Below are 17,075 nucleotides of genomic sequence, written 5' to 3' on the forward strand. Positions count from 1 at the left end.
TCGAAAATCCCTGAATCCTGCATCGTAGGGGCCATTTTTAACGACTGCTAAGGAGCTGGCATGTTATTCACCTGTCTGCGTTTCCTCTGCCGCCTGTTATGGCGCGTCGAGCTGCGCGGTGATCTGACGGTACTGAACAAACCCAAGGTGTTAATCACCCCTAACCACATGTCATTTCTCGATGGCGTGCTGGTGGCACTTTTTCTGCCGATCAAACCGGTGTTCGCCGTCTATTCATCGATCAGCGATCAATGGTTTATGCGTATCCTCAAGCCGCTCATCGACTTCGTGCCGCTTGACCCCACCAAACCGATGTCGATTAAACATCTGGTGCGTCTGATCAACGAAGGCCGCCCGGTGGTGATATTTCCGGAAGGGCGTATTACCGTCACCGCTTCGCTGATGAAAATCTACAGTGGCGCTGGCTTTGTGGCAGCGAAATCGGGTGCCACCGTGGTGCCAATGCGCATCGAAGGCGCAGAATATACCCCGTTTGGTCGCCTTGCCGGCGTATTTAAGCGCCGTCTGTTTCCGCGTATTACCCTGAGTGTGTTACCTGCGACGGTTATCCCGATGCCGGAAGCCAAACGCGCGCGTGAGCGGCGTATCCTGGCTGGCGAGCATTTACATCATGTGATGATGGAAGCGCGTATGGCGGTGCGGCCACGGGAAACGCTGTTTGAGGCATTCCTCAATGCGCGTACCCGCTACGGTCTGTTTAAGCCGTGCATCGAGGACATCAACTTCAAAACCGACAGCTACACCGGATTGCTGAAAAAAGCGCTCGGCGTGGGCCGTATCCTCGAGCGCTACAGTCGTCAGGGCGAATATGTCGGCCTGCTGCTGCCGAATGCCACCGTGACCGCTGCGGCCATTCTGGGGGCTTCGCTGCGTGGACGCATCCCGGCCATGCTCAATTACACCGCCGGGGTTAACGGGATGCGCGCAGCGTTGACCGCCTCACAGGTGAAAACGGTCTTCACCTCGCGTCAGTTCCTTGATAAAGGCAACCTGTGGCATCTGCCCGAAGGTTTGACGGACGTGCAGTGGATCTTCCTCGAAGATCTGCGATCGACCGTCACCACCAAAGATAAACTGTGGATCCTCAGCCATCTGCTGATGCCACGTCGTGCGCTGGTGGCGCAAAAGCCTGAAGAGGCCGCGATGGTGCTGTTTACCTCCGGCTCGGAAGGCAATCCCAAAGGAGTGGTGCATTCGCATAAAAGCCTGCTGGCGAATGTTGAGCAGATTCGCACCGTTGCCGATTTCACCCCGCGTGACCGTTTTATGTCAGCGTTGCCACTGTTCCACGCCTTTGGTCTGACCGTGGGGCTTTTCACGCCGCTGCTGACCGGTGCGCAGGTGTTCCTTTACCCCAGCCCGCTGCATTATCGCGTGGTGCCGGAGCTGGTATATGACCGCAACTGTACCGTGCTGTTCGGCACCTCCACCTTCCTCGGCAACTATGCACGCTTTGCCAGCCCGTACGATTTTGCCCGTCTGCGCTACGTAGTGGCGGGGGCGGAAAAATTGCAGGAAGGCACACGTCAGATTTATATGGAGAAATACGGCATCCGTATTCTCGAAGGCTATGGTGTGACCGAGTGCGCACCGGTGGTGGCGATTAACGTGCCGATGGCGGCAAAATCGCACACTGTAGGCCGAATTCTGCCGGGGATGGACTCGCGTCTGATTTCGGTGCCGGGTATTGAGCAGGGCGGTCGCCTGCAACTGCGTGGGCCAAACGTGATGAACGGTTATCTGCGCGTGGAAAATCCCGGTGTGCTGGAGCCGCCAGTAGCCGATAACGGTGAAGGTGAGATGGAGCCGGGTTGGTATGATACCGGCGACATCGTCAGCTTTGATGAGGGAGGGTTCTGCCAGATTCAGGGCCGCGCCAAACGCTTCGCGAAAATTGCCGGAGAGATGGTTTCGCTGGAAATTGTCGAGCAGATTGCGTTGAAAGCCTCACCAGAAAAACAACATGCCGCATCGTTGCGACCCGATGGCAACCGTGGAGAGGCGCTGGTGCTGTTCACCACTGACAGCGAGCTGGATCGCGAGATGCTCAAACATGCGGCCCGTGAGTTGGGGGCGCCAGAACTGGCGTTGCCGCGTGATATCCGTGTGCTGAAACCTTTGCCGATACTCGGCAGCGGTAAACCTGACTATGTCAGCCTGAAAAAACTGGCCGAAGAGGAGCAGGCATGAGCCAGGCGGTAAATCCGGATACGCCGCTGTTGTCGCGTGGCATGATGGCGGTGATTGTGGCGCAGTTTCTCTCGGCGTTTGGCGATAATGCGTTGTTATTTGCCACCCTCGCGGTGCTGAAAAACCAGTTCTATCCCGACTGGAGTCAGCCGATTCTGCAAATGTTGTTTGTAGCCACTTACATTCTGCTCGCGCCTTTTGTTGGGCAGATGGCCGACAGCTTCGCCAAAGGTCGTGTGATGATGTTTGCTAACAGCCTGAAGCTGTTAGGGGCGTTGATTATCTGTTTTGGTTTCAATCCGTTCCTTGGATACACCCTGGTAGGGGTGGGCGCGGCGGCCTATTCTCCGGCCAAATATGGCATTCTGGGTGAAATCACGCAGGGTGATAAGTTGGTCAAAGCCAACGGACTGATGGAGGGCTCGACCATTGCGGCGATCCTGCTGGGGTCGGTTGCGGGTGGCATTCTGGCGGACTGGCATCTGCTGGCAGCGCTGGCGGTGTGTGCACTTACTTACGGCCTGGCGGTCGTCGCAAACCTGTTTATCCCGCGTTTGCTGGCAGCACGTCCCGGCCAGAGCTGGCACTTTGGCATGATGCTGCGCAATTTTACTCAGGCAACGTTGTTGCTGTGGCGTAATGGCGAAACCCGTTTTTCATTGATGGGTACCAGCCTGTTCTGGGGCGCAGGGGTAACACTGCGTTTTCTGCTGGTGCTGTGGGTGCCCGTGGCGCTGGGTATCAGCGATAACAAAACCCCGACCACGCTGAATGCGATGGTGGCGATAGGTATCGTGATTGGCGCGGCTGCGGCAGCAAAGCTGGTGACGCTGCAAACCGTACGCCGCTGCATGCCTGCCGGGGTGCTGATTGGCGTGATGGTGGTGGTGTTTTCCTTGCAGCACAGCTTGTTGCATGCGTACCTGATTCTGATGCTGATTGGTGCGCTGGGCGGGTTCTTCGTGGTGCCGCTCAACGCGCTGTTGCAGGAGCGCGGTAAAGCCACTGTCGGGGCGGGCAATGCAATTGCCGTGCAGAACCTCGGTGAAAACACCGCGATGTTGCTGATGCTGGGGCTGTATACGCTGGCGATTAAGCTGGGGGCACCGGCAGTGGCGACCGGGGTTGGTTTCGGCGCGATATTCGCTGTGGCTATCGCAGTTTTATGGTGGAAAGGGCGGCGCTAGCAGCGATGGGTTCGAACGTAGCTGCGCGATAAATCGCGCCGCTACGGATGATGGTACGCTTGGGATGTTGAGTGTGCGTATCAAGGCGCCGGGTAAGTAAACTGGCGGTGAATCGCTTCAATGCCTTCCAGCACGTCCGCATTTAACGTCAGATTAAAACTCTCAACATCGGTCTTCAGCTGTTCCAGCGTGGTCGCCCCTAACAGGGTGCTGGCAACGAAGGGTTGTTGACGGACATAAGCCAGTGCCATCTGCGCAGGATCGAGATTGTGCTGCTTCGCCAGCGCAACATAGGCCGCTACCGCTTGTTGCGACTGCTCGCCGCTATAGCGGGTAAAGCGACTGAACAGGGTGTTACGCGCACCAGCAGGTTTGGCACCGTTCAGATACTTACCACTCAGGGTACCAAATGCCAGGCTGGAGTATGCCAGCAGCTCTACGCCTTCATGCTGGCTGATCTCCGCCAGACCCACTTCGAAGCTGCGATTCAGCAGGCTGTAGGGATTCTGAATGGTGACGATGCGCGGCAGTTCATGTTTTTCCGCCAGTTGCAGATAACGCATCACGCCCCAGGCGGTTTCGTTCGAGACGCCGATATAGCGAATCTTGCCGGCACGGACCTGCTCGGTCAGCGCTTCCAGCGTTTCCAGCAACGTCACCGGTACGGTCGATTCCGTATATTGATAACCCAGCTTGCCAAAGAAATTGGTCTGGCGCTGCGGCCAGTGGAGCTGATAGAGATCGAGATAGTCGGTATTCAGGCGCTTCAGGCTGGCTTCCAGCGCTTCACGGATATTTTTACGGTCCAGCGCCTGGTTAGGGCGAATGGAGGCATCCGCGCCACGTACCGGACCCGCCACTTTGCTGGCGAGGATGATCTTGTCACGGCTGCCACGCTTTTTCAGCCAGCTGCCAATATATTGTTCAGTTAATCCCTGAGTTTCCGGGCGCGGCGGCACCGGATACATTTCTGCGGTATCAATCAGGTTGATCCCCTGGCTGACAGCATAATCCAGTTGCGCATGAGCATCGGCTTCGCTGTTCTGCTCACCAAACGTCATGGTTCCCAACCCCAGCTGACTCACTTCCAGCGTGCTATGGGGGATACGGTGATAGTGCATTGCCGGCTTCCTTTTTTCATTATGGAATGGAATGTTGTGTCCTGTGGGACTATAGCGCGTTGATCGGCGCGGAAGGAAGGGGGGAAAGTTCGGGAAATCGCCTGCACAACTGGAAAAATACCGCAGGCGATGAAATTTGGCACTTAACGCTCAATGATGGTGGAGACCTCGTCACCATTGATCTGCATCTCATGGCCTTTTTCGTCGGTGTACTGCACCAGGCCGGTGTCTTTATCAATCGACGGCTTACCTTCCGTCATAATCATGCGACCATCTTTGGTCGCCATCACGTAATCACTGCTGCAACCGCTTAACACCAACGCCGCCAGCACTAACCCCACTACACTTACCAACCCTTTCATTCGCCACTCCCTACACAGCTTCAACAGCAAAAGTGTAGTAATAAATGTTTTGGGCGTTTGAGGTAATCGCATGATTCTTAAAATCAGTGGGCGAGAATAACTCGCCCTTGACTTTGTCAGGCCGCGCCTTTCTTGCCGCGCATCAGGTTGAGGCACTCCACCGCCATCGAGAAGAACATGGCAAAATAAATGTAACCTTTTGGTACATGGACGCCAAAACTCTCCAGAATCAGGGTAAAGCCCACCAAAATCAGAAACGCCAGCGCCAGCATTTTCACCGATGGATGTCGGTCAACAAACTCGCCAATGGTTCGCGCGGCAAACATCATCATCAGCACGGCAATCACCACCGCCATCATCATAATGATCAGATGGTCCGACAGACCGACAGCAGTAATGACAGAATCGAGGCTGAAAATAATGTCCAGCAGCATAATCTGCACGATGGCCCCGAAGAATGAATGGACGTTGGTTTTATGTTCCTCTTCTCCACCTTCGATCGTCTCATGAATCTCCATGCTCGATTTCCACAGCAAAAATAGGCCACCGAACAGCAGAATCAAATCACGCGCCGAGAAGGCGTGGTCCATCAGTGAAAACAGGGGATTGGTCAGGCGGGCCACCCAGGCAATCGAGGCCAGCAACCCGATACGCATCAGCATGGCACCCATCAGCCCCAGACGGCGAGCGCGATTTTGTTGATGTTTGGGGAGTTTAGCGACCACCAGAGAAAGGAAGATGATGTTATCAATGCCCAGCACCACTTCCAGTATGGTTAACGTTCCCAACGCCAGCCAGGCATTCGGATCTGCAATCCAGTCAAACATGTGTAGATTTAATCCTAAACGAAAGTTAAACGGCGATTATACACGATATCGTTGACGCCCCGGTTACGGCAGCAAAAAATGGCGCGCCAGCAGTGGTCCGGTAAAACTTTTCTTCAGATAAAAGCCGCGCGGGAGCGTCATGATAGGCTCGCCGTGAGCACCGATGGCTTCGGTCAGTGCTTTACTGTTTGCCGCTTTGGGGCGGATTTGTAGCCAGGCACCGTGACGAGCGGTGATGCGTTCCACCTGGCCCAACACGATCATATCCATCAACTCTTCCCAATCTTCGCGCAGTTGTTGCTCTTCTTCGGCATTTGGCTGCCATAGCAGCGGTGAGCCGACGCGACGTTCCGCCAGCGGCAAGGTGCGATCGCCTTCAACCGGGATCCACAACACCCGTGCCAGCTTATGGCGCACATGGCTGGTTTCCCAGGTAACGCCGCTGTTCCCGGTGAGCGGTGCAACACATACGAAGGTGGTCTCCAGCGGTTTTCCCAGGGCATCGATCGGAATGGTTTTCAACTCGATGCCGAGATGGGCGAAATCCTGCTCCGCTTTACTGCCCGCGCTGGCACCGAGATGCAATTCCAGCAGCATCCCCACCCAGCCCTTATCCCGTTTCAGATTGGCGGGCATCGGCAGGTTAAGCTGGGCCGCCAGCGCGGCGAAAGTCTGGCCTGCCAGTTGTTGTGCACGTTGCAGTAACTCCGCTTCGTTTTGCGGCGTTGCGGGAGGAAAAGCTGGGGAACTCATGGTTTTGCTCGTGTTGGTTAAATGATAAACAGCAGGCTGCCAGAAAGGTTGTCCACATTTCATAACCGCCGGGCCTGAAGATAATAGCATGATTCGGCATACTTTTTTATTCACCCTCACCCAGCCTTTACCGCAGCGGTGGCAGGTTATCCCGGTTTGTTATCGACAATAAACAGGATCTTAAACCCAGTTATCCACAGAAAGATGGGATAACCCCCACTTTCCTGTACCCCTGTTTCGATTTCCAGCCTTGACTTTAGTGATTTGTTGGCTTTTTTTCCCATTTCTGACCAGGTTTAGGTCATTCTCTGTGGATAAAAACGACGGAGGTCGATCTTTGACCAGTTCGCTAAGGGGCGGTTTTACAAAGCCTCGGTTTCTGGATGTGAATTTCGTGTTTTTTATTTTATCATTATGATTATAATGATTTTTAATATTGTCTGGTCCTGTCTTGATAAGACTTTTCCTAACCGGTTATTCATTTAATTCCCGTGTTCTGCACAAAGCTATCCACAGAAAAGGTGCATAAGATCGCCTGAAAAACCCCATCGCTGTTTATAACTTGGCTAAACTCTGTGAGTTATCCTGTAATTGTTCCGTCATCTCCCCTGATATCCAGTGGTTTACCGCCTGTAAGGAGTGTGAAACAATCAGACTATTCAAATTTAGCTTTGAGGTAGTCCAGTGATCGATGATGATGGCTACCGCCCGAATGTTGGTATCGTAATCTGTAACAGGCAGGGACAAGTGTTATGGGCTAGGCGCTTTGGACAGCACTCCTGGCAATTTCCTCAGGGAGGCATCAATCCCGGTGAAACCGCAGAACAGGCGATGTATCGCGAACTGTTTGAAGAAGTGGGTTTGCACCGTAAAGATGTTCGAATACTTGCTTCAACCCGTAACTGGTTACGTTACAAATTGCCAAAACGTTTGGTGCGTTGGGACACAAAGCCGGTATGTATCGGCCAGAAACAAAAGTGGTTTCTTCTGCAGTTGATGTGTAGTGACGCGGATATCAATGTGCAACACAGCAGCACGCCAGAGTTCGACGGCTGGCGCTGGGTCAGCTTCTGGTATCCGGTGCGTCAGGTTGTCTCCTTCAAACGTGATGTCTACCGTCGCGTAATGAAGGAATTCGCTGGCGTGGTGATGTCTATGCAGGAGAGTGCGGGGCAGCAGCGCAATGCCGCAGCCCATCGACGTAAAAGAGGATAGGCCACGCCCTTTATGCTCACTCAGTTGCGCGAAATAGTTGAAAAAGTGGCGAGTGCGCCGCGTCTGAATGAAGCACTCGACCTGCTGGTAAACGAGATTTGCCTTGCGATGGAGACCGAGGTTTGCTCGGTCTATCTTGCCGATCACGATCGGCGTTGCTACTACCTGATGGCGACGCGCGGGCTGAAAAAACCGCGTGGCCGCACGGTCACGCTGGCGTTTGACGAAGGTATTGTCGGGTTGGTTGGTCGTCTCGCCGAGCCGATTAACCTCGCCGATGCGCAGAGCCATCCCAGCTTCAAATACATCCCCTCAGTGAAAGAGGAGCGTTACCGCTCCTTCCTCGGCGTGCCTATTATCAGCCGCCGCCAGCTGCTGGGTGTGCTGGTGGTGCAGCAGCGTGAACATCGTCAGTTTGACGAAAGCGAAGAATCCTTTCTGGTTACGCTGGCAACGCAAATGGCGGCTTTGCTGTCGCAGTCGCAGCTTGGCCAGCTGTTCGGCCAATTTCGCCAGTCACGGGTAAAAGCCATTGCCGCAGCGCCCGGTGTGGCGGTGGCGCCGGGTTGGGTGGATGAAACCCAACCGTTGCTCGATCAGGTTTCCGCCGCTTCTACGCTGGATGTGCAGCGCGAACGCGATCGTCTGGCGGTCGCCATGAGCGAGGCCGCCAATGAATTTCGTCGCTTCAGTAAACGTTTTACCGCCAGCGTGCAGAAAGAGAGTGCGGCGATCTTCGATCTCTATTCGCACCTGCTGACGGATGCCCGACTGAAAAAAGATCTGTTCGCCGAGATCGAACGAGGATCGGTGGCCGAATGGGCAGTCAAAACGGTGATCGAGAAGTTTGCCGCGCAATTTGCCAGCTTGCAGGATCAATATCTGCGCGAGCGCGCCGGGGATTTGCGGGTATTGGGTCAGCGCCTGTTATTCCACCTCGATGATACCCTGGTCGGCACCAATGCCTGGCCAGAACGTTTTGTTCTGGTGGCCGATGAATTGACCGCGACCACCCTGGCCGAGTTGCCTCATGAACGCCTGGCAGGTGTGGTGGTGCGTGACGGCGCTGCGAACTCCCATGCGGCGATCCTGACGCGAGCAATGGGTATCCCGACGGTGATGGGGGCAGATATCCTGCCAGCCCAGCTCAACAAACGCTTACTGATCGTTGACGGTTATCGCGGCGAGTTGTTGATCGATCCTGAACCGGTGCTGGTGCAGGAGTACCAAAGGCTAATCAGCGAAGAAAATGCGCTGAGTAAAATGGCCGAAGATGTGGTGGAGCAGCCGGGCGAACTGAAAAGCGGCGAACGGGTGCAGGTCATGCTGAACGCCGGTCTTAGCCCGGAACATGAACAGGCGCTCGACAGTTGGGTTGATGGGATTGGCCTGTATCGCACCGAAATTCCCTTTATGTTGCAAAACGGCTTCCCGTCAGAAGAGGAGCAGGTGGCGCAATATCAGGGCATGTTGCAGCTGTTCCACAACAAACCGGTGACGTTACGTACCCTGGATATCGGCGCAGATAAGCAGCTGCCGTATATGCCAATCAGCGAAGAGAACCCCAGCCTGGGCTGGCGTGGTATCCGTTTAACACTTGATCAGCCAGAAATTTTTCTGGTGCAGGTCCGCGCCATGCTGCGCGCCAATGCGGCGTCTGGCAATCTCAGCATTCTGTTGCCGATGATCAGCCATATCGACGAGATCGAAGAAGCACGTCGCCTGATCGACCGCGCCGGACGGGAAGTGGAAGAGATGCTGGGCTACGTGATTCCTAAGCCGCGCATTGGTGTGATGATCGAAGTGCCGTCGATGCTATTTCTGATCCCGCATCTGGCGGATCGTATCGATTTTGTCTCTGTCGGTACTAACGATCTTACCCAGTATCTGCTGGCGGTGGATCGTAACAATACCCGTGTCGCCAACCTCTACGATCCGCTGCATCCGGCGATGCTGCGTGCGTTGCAATTGATTGCTCAGGAAGCCCACAAGGCCAAGCTTGAGCTCTGTCTGTGTGGTGAAATGGCCGGCGATCCGATGTGTGTTGCGCTGCTGGTGGGGCTGGGTTATTACCACCTCAGCATGAACGGAAAAAACATTCCGCGCGTCAAATACCTGCTGCGCCACCTCGATAAAGAGGACGCACAGAAGCTCAGCGAGCTGGGCGTGGCGGCAAATACGGTGTCGGAGGTGCGTCATCAGGTTTCGGCGTTTATGGAACGGCGCGGTCTGGGCGGATTGATCCGTGGTGGTCGTTAAGGTTTACATTTCTGCGGCATATGTATGAAAACCCGCTGTGCTATGATGCGCAGCTTTGATTGTATTGCCCTTGGCCACACCCGTTTTCAGGGCAGAAAATTTCATGGTGAAAGATGACTAACGGCTATATCGCTTTTCCCCAATTTGACCCGGTGATTTTCTCCGTCGGTCCGATTTCGCTCCACTGGTACGGTTTAATGTATCTGGTGGGTTTTGTGTTCGCTATGTGGCTGGCGGTGCGTCGCGCTAACAAGCCTGGTAGCGGCTGGAAGAAAGAGGAAGTGGAGAACCTGCTGTACGCCGGTTTCCTTGGCGTTTTCCTCGGCGGGCGAATTGGTTATGTGCTGTTCTATAACCTGCCGCTGTTCCTTGAGAATCCGCTCTATCTGTTTAAAGTCTGGGATGGCGGCATGTCATTCCACGGTGGCTTGATTGGTGTGATCGTGGTGATGCTGGTGTTTGCCCGTCGTACCAAACGTACCTTCTTCCAGGTTTCTGATTTTATTGCGCCGCTGATCCCGTTTGGTCTGGGTGCGGGCCGTCTCGGTAACTTTATCAACGGTGAGCTGTGGGGCCGTGTGGCACCTGATTTTAAATTCGCCATGCTGTTCCCCGGTTCGCGCAGCGAGGATGTGGCATTGGCTGCCACTAACCCGCAGTATCAGTCATTGCTGAACACCTACGGCGTGTTGCCGCGTCATCCGTCGCAGCTGTATGAATTGATGCTGGAAGGTGTGGTGCTGTTTATCATCCTCAATCTGTTTATTCGCAAGCCGCGCCCGATGGGTAGCGTCTCCGGCCTGTTCCTGATTGGTTACGGTGCGTTCCGTATTATCGTTGAATTCTTCCGCCAGCCGGATGCCCAGTTGGGTCTGTTCGACGGTGGTATCAGCATGGGGCAGATTCTCTCTACTCCGATGATTCTGGCCGGTGTGATTATGATGGTTTGGGCGTATCGTCGTCGCCCGCAGCAACAACCCCGCGAGGTAAAATGAAACAGTATCTGGATTTGATGCAACATGTGCTGAATGAAGGCGCAGAAAAGGCCGACCGTACCGGTACCGGCACGCTTTCCATTTTTGGCCACCAGATGCGTTTCAATTTGCAGGATGGTTTCCCGCTGGTCACCACCAAGAAGTGTCATCTGCGCTCGATCATTCATGAGCTGCTGTGGTTTCTGCAAGGTGATACCAACATTGGTTATCTGAAGGATAACAAGGTCACCATCTGGGATGAGTGGGCGGATGAGAACGGCGATCTTGGTCCGGTGTATGGTAAGCAGTGGCGCAGCTGGGGCAGCGCCAATGGCGAACAAATCGACCAGATTAGCCGGGTGATTGAGCAGTTGAAACGTGACCCGGATTCGCGCCGAATCATTGTTTCGGCATGGAACGTAGGTGAACTGGACCAGATGGCGCTGGCACCTTGCCACGCATTTTTCCAGTTCTACGTAGCGAACGGCAAGCTCTCTTGCCAGCTTTATCAGCGTTCGTGCGATATCTTCCTTGGTCTGCCATTCAACATCGCCAGCTACGCGTTGCTGGTGCATATGGTGGCGCAGCAGTGTGACCTGGAAGTGGGTGATTTTGTCTGGACCGGTGGCGATACCCATTTGTACAGCAACCATCTGGAGCAGGCGCGCCTGCAACTGACCCGTGAACCGCGCCCTCTGCCGAAGCTGATCATCAAACGTAAACCTGCCTCTATCTTTGACTATCAGTTCGAAGATTTCGAGATTGAAGGTTACGATCCCCATCCGGCCATCAAAGCGCCGGTCGCGATCTAATACCGCGTAGTGTGTCCCGTCGCGGCGCTATTTATCGCGCCGCGCGTACCTTTTCAGATCGCCCTCGCAAAATTCTGTAACCCACTGTATTCACCTGGTATTTCCTGCGTACTCTTTTCCAGAGTACATTTTCTCGCCTTGAGCGAAACACGCCAGGCACGCATTCTGACGACCATGAACAGAAACGATGAAAACGGCTTTACCTTGCCGGAACTGTTGGTGGTGATGGTGATTGCGGGCGTGCTGAGTCTGGGCGCGATGCAGGGATGGCAACGCTGGCAACAACAGCAACAACTTCGGGAAAGCGTGCTGCAACTCCAGGGCTTTTTATTACGGCTGCGTGCCTGGGCCAGTTGGCAAAATGCCGAGGCCAGCCTGTGGCTGCAACCAGGGAATACGGGCTGTATCGGCAGCGGTCCGCGTCCGTTGGACGGTTGTCAGTCAACATCTCGTTGGATATTTGTCCCACCACATGCCGGTGTGAAGCTGGTCAGCATCATCGGTGAGCCAGGATTCTATGGCCGCCGCGATGTAGCACGGGCTGGCAGTATTGATGTTGAAAGCAGCGCCGGCCGCTGGCGGGTGATCATTTCAGCGCGAGCACGTATTCGCGCCTGCCAGCCGGGAGAGAAGGGATGCGAATAAACCAGGCCGGTTTTAGCTTGTTGGAAATGTTGATGGCAATGGCGGTAGGGGCGGTGTTGATGGTAAGTGCCGGGCGTTTTTTACCGCTGTTGCTGGCAGAAAACCTGCGTTTACTACAGCGTGTACAACTGCAACAGGAACTACAGCAAATCACGCAAACGCTACAAAAAGCGTTGCGGCGAGCGGGTTATTGCAATGGGGAATGCAGTGGCCCGCCACTGACCATCCGGGAAAACGGCAGTTGTGTCTTGTTGCGCTGGGATGAAAACAGCAATGGCCGCTGGGAAGGCGTTGGCCATAGCGACAGTGATTTTTATGGTTACCGATTACGCAGTGGTCAGCTTGAAATGCAGCGTGGCGTGGATGACTGCAATGGCAATGGCTGGGAACGTTTGACCGACCCTGAGTTTCTTGCGGTGGAACAGTTCAGAGTTGAGCGGGAGGCAAGGCGCCTGATGGTGCAGCTGACGGGCAAGGTGGCTGAACAATCACTTACGCAGGAGAGCTGGGTAACGGGGGAGAACCTGTGAATCAGGCTGGAAACAGTACGCTGGGAATGGTGCTGATGGTGTTGCTAATGGGGGGCCTGACCTTACAGGCTACACGTACCCGGCTGGCACAGGACATGGTGCTGGTTGCGGATGAACAACACTATCATCAGGATTTCTGGCAGGCAGCGGGCGCATTGCAATGGGGGACAGTGCAACACTGGCCGCACAGCCAGGGCTGGCAATGTCAGGATTGGGCAGCCGAAAAGTGGCGCAGTTGTCTGCTACGGATGGAGGGTGACAATGGTTTATTGCAGGGACATGGAACGGAACGGGAGCTGGCACTGTGGCATTGGGTGTCAATTCAGGGGAATCAGCTCAAACCACGGGCGCAGGGCTGGATTGACTACTGCCCGCTGGCCGACGCCGCATTATGCCAGGCAGCAACAGGGATTTAGTCTGGCGGAAACGCTGGTCGCGATGCTGTTGCTGGCGATGAGCATCAGCGCGTTGCTGCATTATCATCGGGCATTAACGTTGAGCTTTAGCCAACAATGGCAACAACGTCAGGCATGGCGGGTGGCGGGGCAGGCGTTGCTTGGACACGATGTACCCGGCTGGCAGATTCAGCGTCAGCAGCAACTTCAGCCGGGAGGCTGTGTACTGGAACGCGCAACCGTCCGTGGTCCACAGCAGCGCACTGCGTCACTGGCAAGGTTGGATTGCACATCTCCCTGATTATGTCCTTGCGGTAGGCATCCCCAATGATACAGGGTAGAGTGACCGGGCTGCGTCGTTTTTAATTTATCAGGAGTCTTCATGTTCCGGGTTTACCACTCCAATCAGCTTGACCTGTTAAAAGATCTGGCGGTCACGTTGATTAAATCAGAACCCCTTACAGACCCGCTGGCGGCTGAACAGGTTCTGGTACAAAGCCCCGGTATGGCGCAATGGCTACAAATGGAACTGGCGAGCAGCTTTGGTATTGCGGCCAACATTGATTTTCCGCTCCCCGCCAGCTTTATCTGGAACATGTTTGTGCAGGTGCTGCCAGATATTCCGCAGGAAAGCGCCTTCACGAAAGCCAGCATGAGCTGGAAACTGATGCATCGCCTGCCCGCCCTGTTGGAGCAGGAAGCATTTCTGCCGCTGCGTCACTACCTGAACGACGACGATGATAAGCGTAAGCTGTATCAGCTCAGTGCTCGCGTTGCAGACCTGTTTGACCAGTATCTGGTCTACCGATCGGACTGGCTCAATAGCTGGGAGCGCGGCGAGCTGATTGAAGGGTTGGGTGATTCGCAACAGTGGCAGGCAGCATTATGGCGCGACCTGGTCAGCTTCACCGAAAGCCTTGGTCAGCCGCTCTGGCACCGTGCCAATTTATATGCGCGCTTTATCCGGACACTGGAGCAGGCAGACAGCCCGCCGCCAGGCTTGCCGCAGCGCGTATTTATTTGCGGGATTTCGGCACTGCCGCCGGTTTATTTGCAGGCGCTGGAGGCGTTGGGGCGCCACATCGATATTCATCTGCTGTTCACCAATCCCTGTCGTCATTACTGGGGGGACATTCAGGATTACGCATTTCTGGCTAAGCTCCAGAGCCGTCAGCGCCGCCGACTTCATTCCAATGAACAGCAATCGCTGTTTCGCGATCCTGCGTTGGCCTCGTCGCTGTTTAATGACGCGGGTGAACAACAATTAACGAATCCGCTGCTCGCATCGTGGGGCAAGTTAGGGCGCGATAATCTTTTCCTGCTCAGTCAGATGGACGCGGCTACAAACGATATTGATGCTTTTGTCGACATCCCCACAGATACTTTGCTGCATGCGTTGCAGGCGGATTTACTTGACCTGGAAGATAATGCGGTAATTGGTGTCAACGCCGGGGAACTGGCAAACAGCCAGGGGAAGCGTTTGCTGGATCCGCAGGATCATTCGCTGACCATTCAGGTGTGCCATAGCGCCCAGCGTGAAGTGGAAATTTTGCAGGACCATTTATTGGCGCTGATGGAAGCCGATCCAAACCTGAAGCCGCGCGATATCATCGTGATGGTGGCAGATATCGACAGCTACGCTCCCTTTATCCAGGCGGTGTTCGCCAGCGCACCATCATCGCGTTATTTGCCGTTCGCCATCTCTGACCGCCGTGCCAGCCAGGCACATCCGGCGATCCTGGCGTTGCTGAGTTTACTCGCACTGCCGGAGAGTCGCTTCGCTTCGGAAGAAGTGCTGGCGCTGTTGGAGGTTCCGGCACTGGCGCAGCGCTTCTCGGTGGATGAAAGCGGATTACGCCTGCTGCGCCGTTGGGTGATGGAATCCGGGATTCGTTGGGGGCTGGATGATGCCAGCGTGGAAGCACTGGCACTCCCGGTCACCGGGCAGCACACCTGGCGTTTTGGTTTGCAGCGTATGCTACTGGGCTATGCGCTGGAAAGTCGCAACGGCGACTGGCAAGGCATCCTGCCTTATGACGAATCCACCGGATTAATTGCCGAACTGGCGGGGCATCTGGCGGAGTTGCTGGCAAAACTCGATGACTGGCGTACGCGACTGGCGCAGGAGCGTACCCTTAATGACTGGTTGCCGCTATGCCGTGAAATGATCGAGAGTTTCTTCAGCGGTGATAGTGAAAGCGAAGTGGCGCTAATGCTGGTGGAAACCCAGTGGAAACAGATCATTGAGCAGGGCATGCAGGCCTCTTATCAACAGGCGATTCCTGTGACGTTACTGCGCGATGAGTTACGTTCACGGCTCGATCAGCAACGCATCAGTCAACGTTTCCTTGCAGGCCCGGTTAATTTCTGTACGCTGATGCCGATGCGTTCGATCCCGTTTAAGGTGGTGTGTTTGTTAGGGATGAACGATGGTGTTTACCCCCGCACTCTGGCACCGCTTGGCTTTGATCTGATGCAACAGCAGATGCGCAAAGGCGATCGTAGCCGCCGTGATGATGACCGCTATCTGTTCCTTGAAGCGTTAATTTCCGCGCAGCAGCAGCTGTATATCAGCTACATCGGCCGTGCCATTCAGGATAATACCGAGCGCTATCCCTCGGTATTGGTCACGGAGTTGGTTGACTATCTCGGTCAGAGCTTCTGTCTGCCGGGGGATGAAGCCTGTGAACCGGATGTCAGCGAGCAGCGCGTGCGCGAACATTTGCAGACGCTGCACAGCCGTATGCCATTTGCCCCTGAAAACTATTTGCCGGGGCGTAATGGGCAAAGTTTTGCCGCTGAGTGGTTACCTGCCGCTGCAGGGCAGGGTGAGGCGCAGCCTGATTTTGTCCAGCCATTGGATGCGCTGCCACTCACCACATTGTCGCTGGAGCAACTTTTGCGTTTCTGGCGTCATCCGGTACGTGCCTGGTTTCAGCAACGGCTGGGGGTGGCTTTCTGGATGGAGGAGAGTGAGTTGCCTGACAGCGAACCTTTCGCCCCTGACAGCCTCGAACGTTATCAGATCAACGCGCAGTTGCTGAATACCCTGGTTGCCGGAGAGGATCCTGCACAGTTATATGCCCGTCATCGCGCGGCGGGTAACCTGCCTTATGGCGCTTTTGGGGAACTTTTCTGGCAAAGCCAGACCGAAGAGATGCAGGAAGTGGCCGCTGAGGTCAGTGGACAACGTCAGATATCGGAAAGCTGGGAAGTGAATCTACGGCTTGGTGATGTGCAGTTGACCGGCTGGCTTACGCAGGTGCAAGCTGATGGACTGCTGCGCTGGCGTCCCGGCGTACTCAATATGAATGATGGCTTACTGTTGTGGCTGGAGCATCTGGTGTATTGCGCGCTGGGAGGCAGTGGCGAAAGCCGGATGTATGGGCGTAAACAGAGCCACTGGCGTTTTAACGCACTTCCTTGTGACCAGGCGCTGAGTTTGTTGCAGGAGTATGTGGCCGGGTATCAGGTAGGATTAGCACAGCCACTGATGCTGTTGAATAAATCCGGCGGAGCCTGGCTGGAAGCGAGTTTTGATGCCAAAACCCGCCAGTTACTGGATGACGAGGCGACGCAGAAAAAAGCGCGCAGTCGGCTGTTACAGGCCTGGCAGGGTGGTTTCCAACTGGAAGGTGAGGGCAGTGATCCTTACCTCCAGCGTCTGAGCCGTGTGCTTGATGACACGGCATTACAGGCAATCACTGAGGCGGCACGACGCTGGTATTTGCCAGTACGTCTGGCGCATCAGGATGATGAATAGCAATCGGGTGACGGTGTGACA

The 17,075-nt window shown here is 55.1% G+C and carries 15 protein-coding genes; 11 read left to right on the plus strand and 4 right to left on the minus strand.

Annotated features, from left to right (window positions below; genetic code table 11):
- Positions 1-60 precede the first annotated feature (60 nt).
- Both aas and lplT read left to right on the plus strand, forming a co-directional pair.
- Complete coding sequence (gene aas, locus CTZ24_RS12700; protein WP_208723703.1) at positions 61-2,211, plus strand: bifunctional acyl-ACP--phospholipid O-acyltransferase/long-chain-fatty-acid--ACP ligase; 2,151 nt, start codon at positions 61-63, stop codon at positions 2,209-2,211.
- Positions 2,208-3,398 carry a lysophospholipid transporter LplT gene (gene lplT / locus CTZ24_RS12705; protein WP_208723704.1) on the plus strand — a complete coding sequence of 397 codons (1,191 nt, stop codon included), beginning with the start codon at positions 2,208-2,210 and terminating at the stop codon, positions 3,396-3,398. Before aas ends, lplT begins: the two co-directional genes overlap by 4 nt.
- A gap of 80 nt (positions 3,399-3,478) precedes the next feature.
- Here the strand turns inward: lplT and CTZ24_RS12710 are convergent, their stop codons facing one another.
- The 4 genes from CTZ24_RS12710 to mutH all read right to left on the minus strand — a co-directional run bounded on the left by CTZ24_RS12710 (position 3,479) and on the right by mutH (position 6,461).
- Positions 3,479-4,519 (minus strand): NADP(H)-dependent aldo-keto reductase, encoded by a 1,041-nt coding sequence (locus tag CTZ24_RS12710; RefSeq protein ID WP_208723705.1) that lies wholly within the window; start codon positions 4,517-4,519, stop codon positions 3,479-3,481.
- 143 nt (positions 4,520-4,662) lie between these two features.
- Positions 4,663-4,881: a YgdI/YgdR family lipoprotein gene (locus tag CTZ24_RS12715; RefSeq protein ID WP_021184578.1), complete on the minus strand. Its 219-nt coding sequence runs from the start codon at positions 4,879-4,881 to the stop codon at positions 4,663-4,665.
- Positions 4,882-4,997: 116 nt separating this feature from the next.
- Positions 4,998-5,708 carry a TerC family protein gene (locus CTZ24_RS12720; RefSeq protein ID WP_021184577.1) on the minus strand — a complete coding sequence of 237 codons (711 nt, stop codon included), beginning with the start codon at positions 5,706-5,708 and terminating at the stop codon, positions 4,998-5,000.
- Between the two features lie 63 nt (positions 5,709-5,771).
- Complete coding sequence (mutH, locus tag CTZ24_RS12725) at positions 5,772-6,461, minus strand: DNA mismatch repair endonuclease MutH (RefSeq protein WP_208723706.1); 690 nt, start codon at positions 6,459-6,461, stop codon at positions 5,772-5,774.
- A gap of 684 nt (positions 6,462-7,145) precedes the next feature.
- On the opposite strand from mutH, the gene rppH reads away from it, so the two are divergent.
- The 9 genes from rppH (at position 7,146) to recC (ending at position 17,054) form a co-directional block, all read left to right on the plus strand.
- Complete coding sequence (rppH, locus tag CTZ24_RS12730) at positions 7,146-7,676, plus strand: RNA pyrophosphohydrolase (RefSeq protein WP_021184574.1); 531 nt, start codon at positions 7,146-7,148, stop codon at positions 7,674-7,676.
- A 12-nt stretch (positions 7,677-7,688) separates the two neighbouring features.
- The gene (ptsP, locus tag CTZ24_RS12735; RefSeq protein WP_021184573.1) at positions 7,689-9,935 is read left to right on the plus strand and encodes a phosphoenolpyruvate--protein phosphotransferase; all 2,247 of its coding nucleotides are present in this window, start codon (positions 7,689-7,691) and stop codon (positions 9,933-9,935) included.
- Positions 9,936-10,048: 113 nt separating this feature from the next.
- Positions 10,049-10,930 carry a prolipoprotein diacylglyceryl transferase gene (lgt, locus tag CTZ24_RS12740; protein WP_021184572.1) on the plus strand — a complete coding sequence of 294 codons (882 nt, stop codon included), beginning with the start codon at positions 10,049-10,051 and terminating at the stop codon, positions 10,928-10,930.
- Positions 10,927-11,721: a thymidylate synthase gene (gene thyA / locus CTZ24_RS12745; protein ID WP_208723707.1), complete on the plus strand. Its 795-nt coding sequence runs from the start codon at positions 10,927-10,929 to the stop codon at positions 11,719-11,721. Before lgt ends, thyA begins: the two co-directional genes overlap by 4 nt.
- Before the next feature lie 174 nt (positions 11,722-11,895).
- Complete coding sequence (locus tag CTZ24_RS12750) at positions 11,896-12,366, plus strand: prepilin-type N-terminal cleavage/methylation domain-containing protein (RefSeq protein WP_208723708.1); 471 nt, start codon at positions 11,896-11,898, stop codon at positions 12,364-12,366.
- The gene (locus CTZ24_RS12755; protein WP_208723709.1) at positions 12,357-12,896 is read left to right on the plus strand and encodes a prepilin peptidase-dependent protein; all 540 of its coding nucleotides are present in this window, start codon (positions 12,357-12,359) and stop codon (positions 12,894-12,896) included. Before CTZ24_RS12750 ends, CTZ24_RS12755 begins: the two co-directional genes overlap by 10 nt.
- Entirely contained in the window at positions 12,893-13,312 is a 420-nt protein-coding gene (locus CTZ24_RS12760) for a DUF2509 family protein (protein ID WP_244633976.1), read from the plus strand. Before CTZ24_RS12755 ends, CTZ24_RS12760 begins: the two co-directional genes overlap by 4 nt.
- On the plus strand, positions 13,257-13,592 hold the full coding sequence (locus CTZ24_RS12765) for a prepilin-type N-terminal cleavage/methylation domain-containing protein (RefSeq protein WP_244633977.1): 336 nt from the start codon (positions 13,257-13,259) through the stop codon (positions 13,590-13,592). Before CTZ24_RS12760 ends, CTZ24_RS12765 begins: the two co-directional genes overlap by 56 nt.
- 81 nt (positions 13,593-13,673) lie before the next feature.
- Entirely contained in the window at positions 13,674-17,054 is a 3,381-nt protein-coding gene (recC, locus tag CTZ24_RS12770; protein WP_208723710.1) for an exodeoxyribonuclease V subunit gamma, read from the plus strand.
- The last annotated feature ends 21 nt before the right edge of the window (positions 17,055-17,075 follow it).

The sequence above is a fragment of the Pantoea phytobeneficialis genome, assembly GCF_009728735.1.
Taxonomy (GTDB): Bacteria; Pseudomonadota; Gammaproteobacteria; order Enterobacterales; family Enterobacteriaceae; genus Pantoea; species Pantoea phytobeneficialis.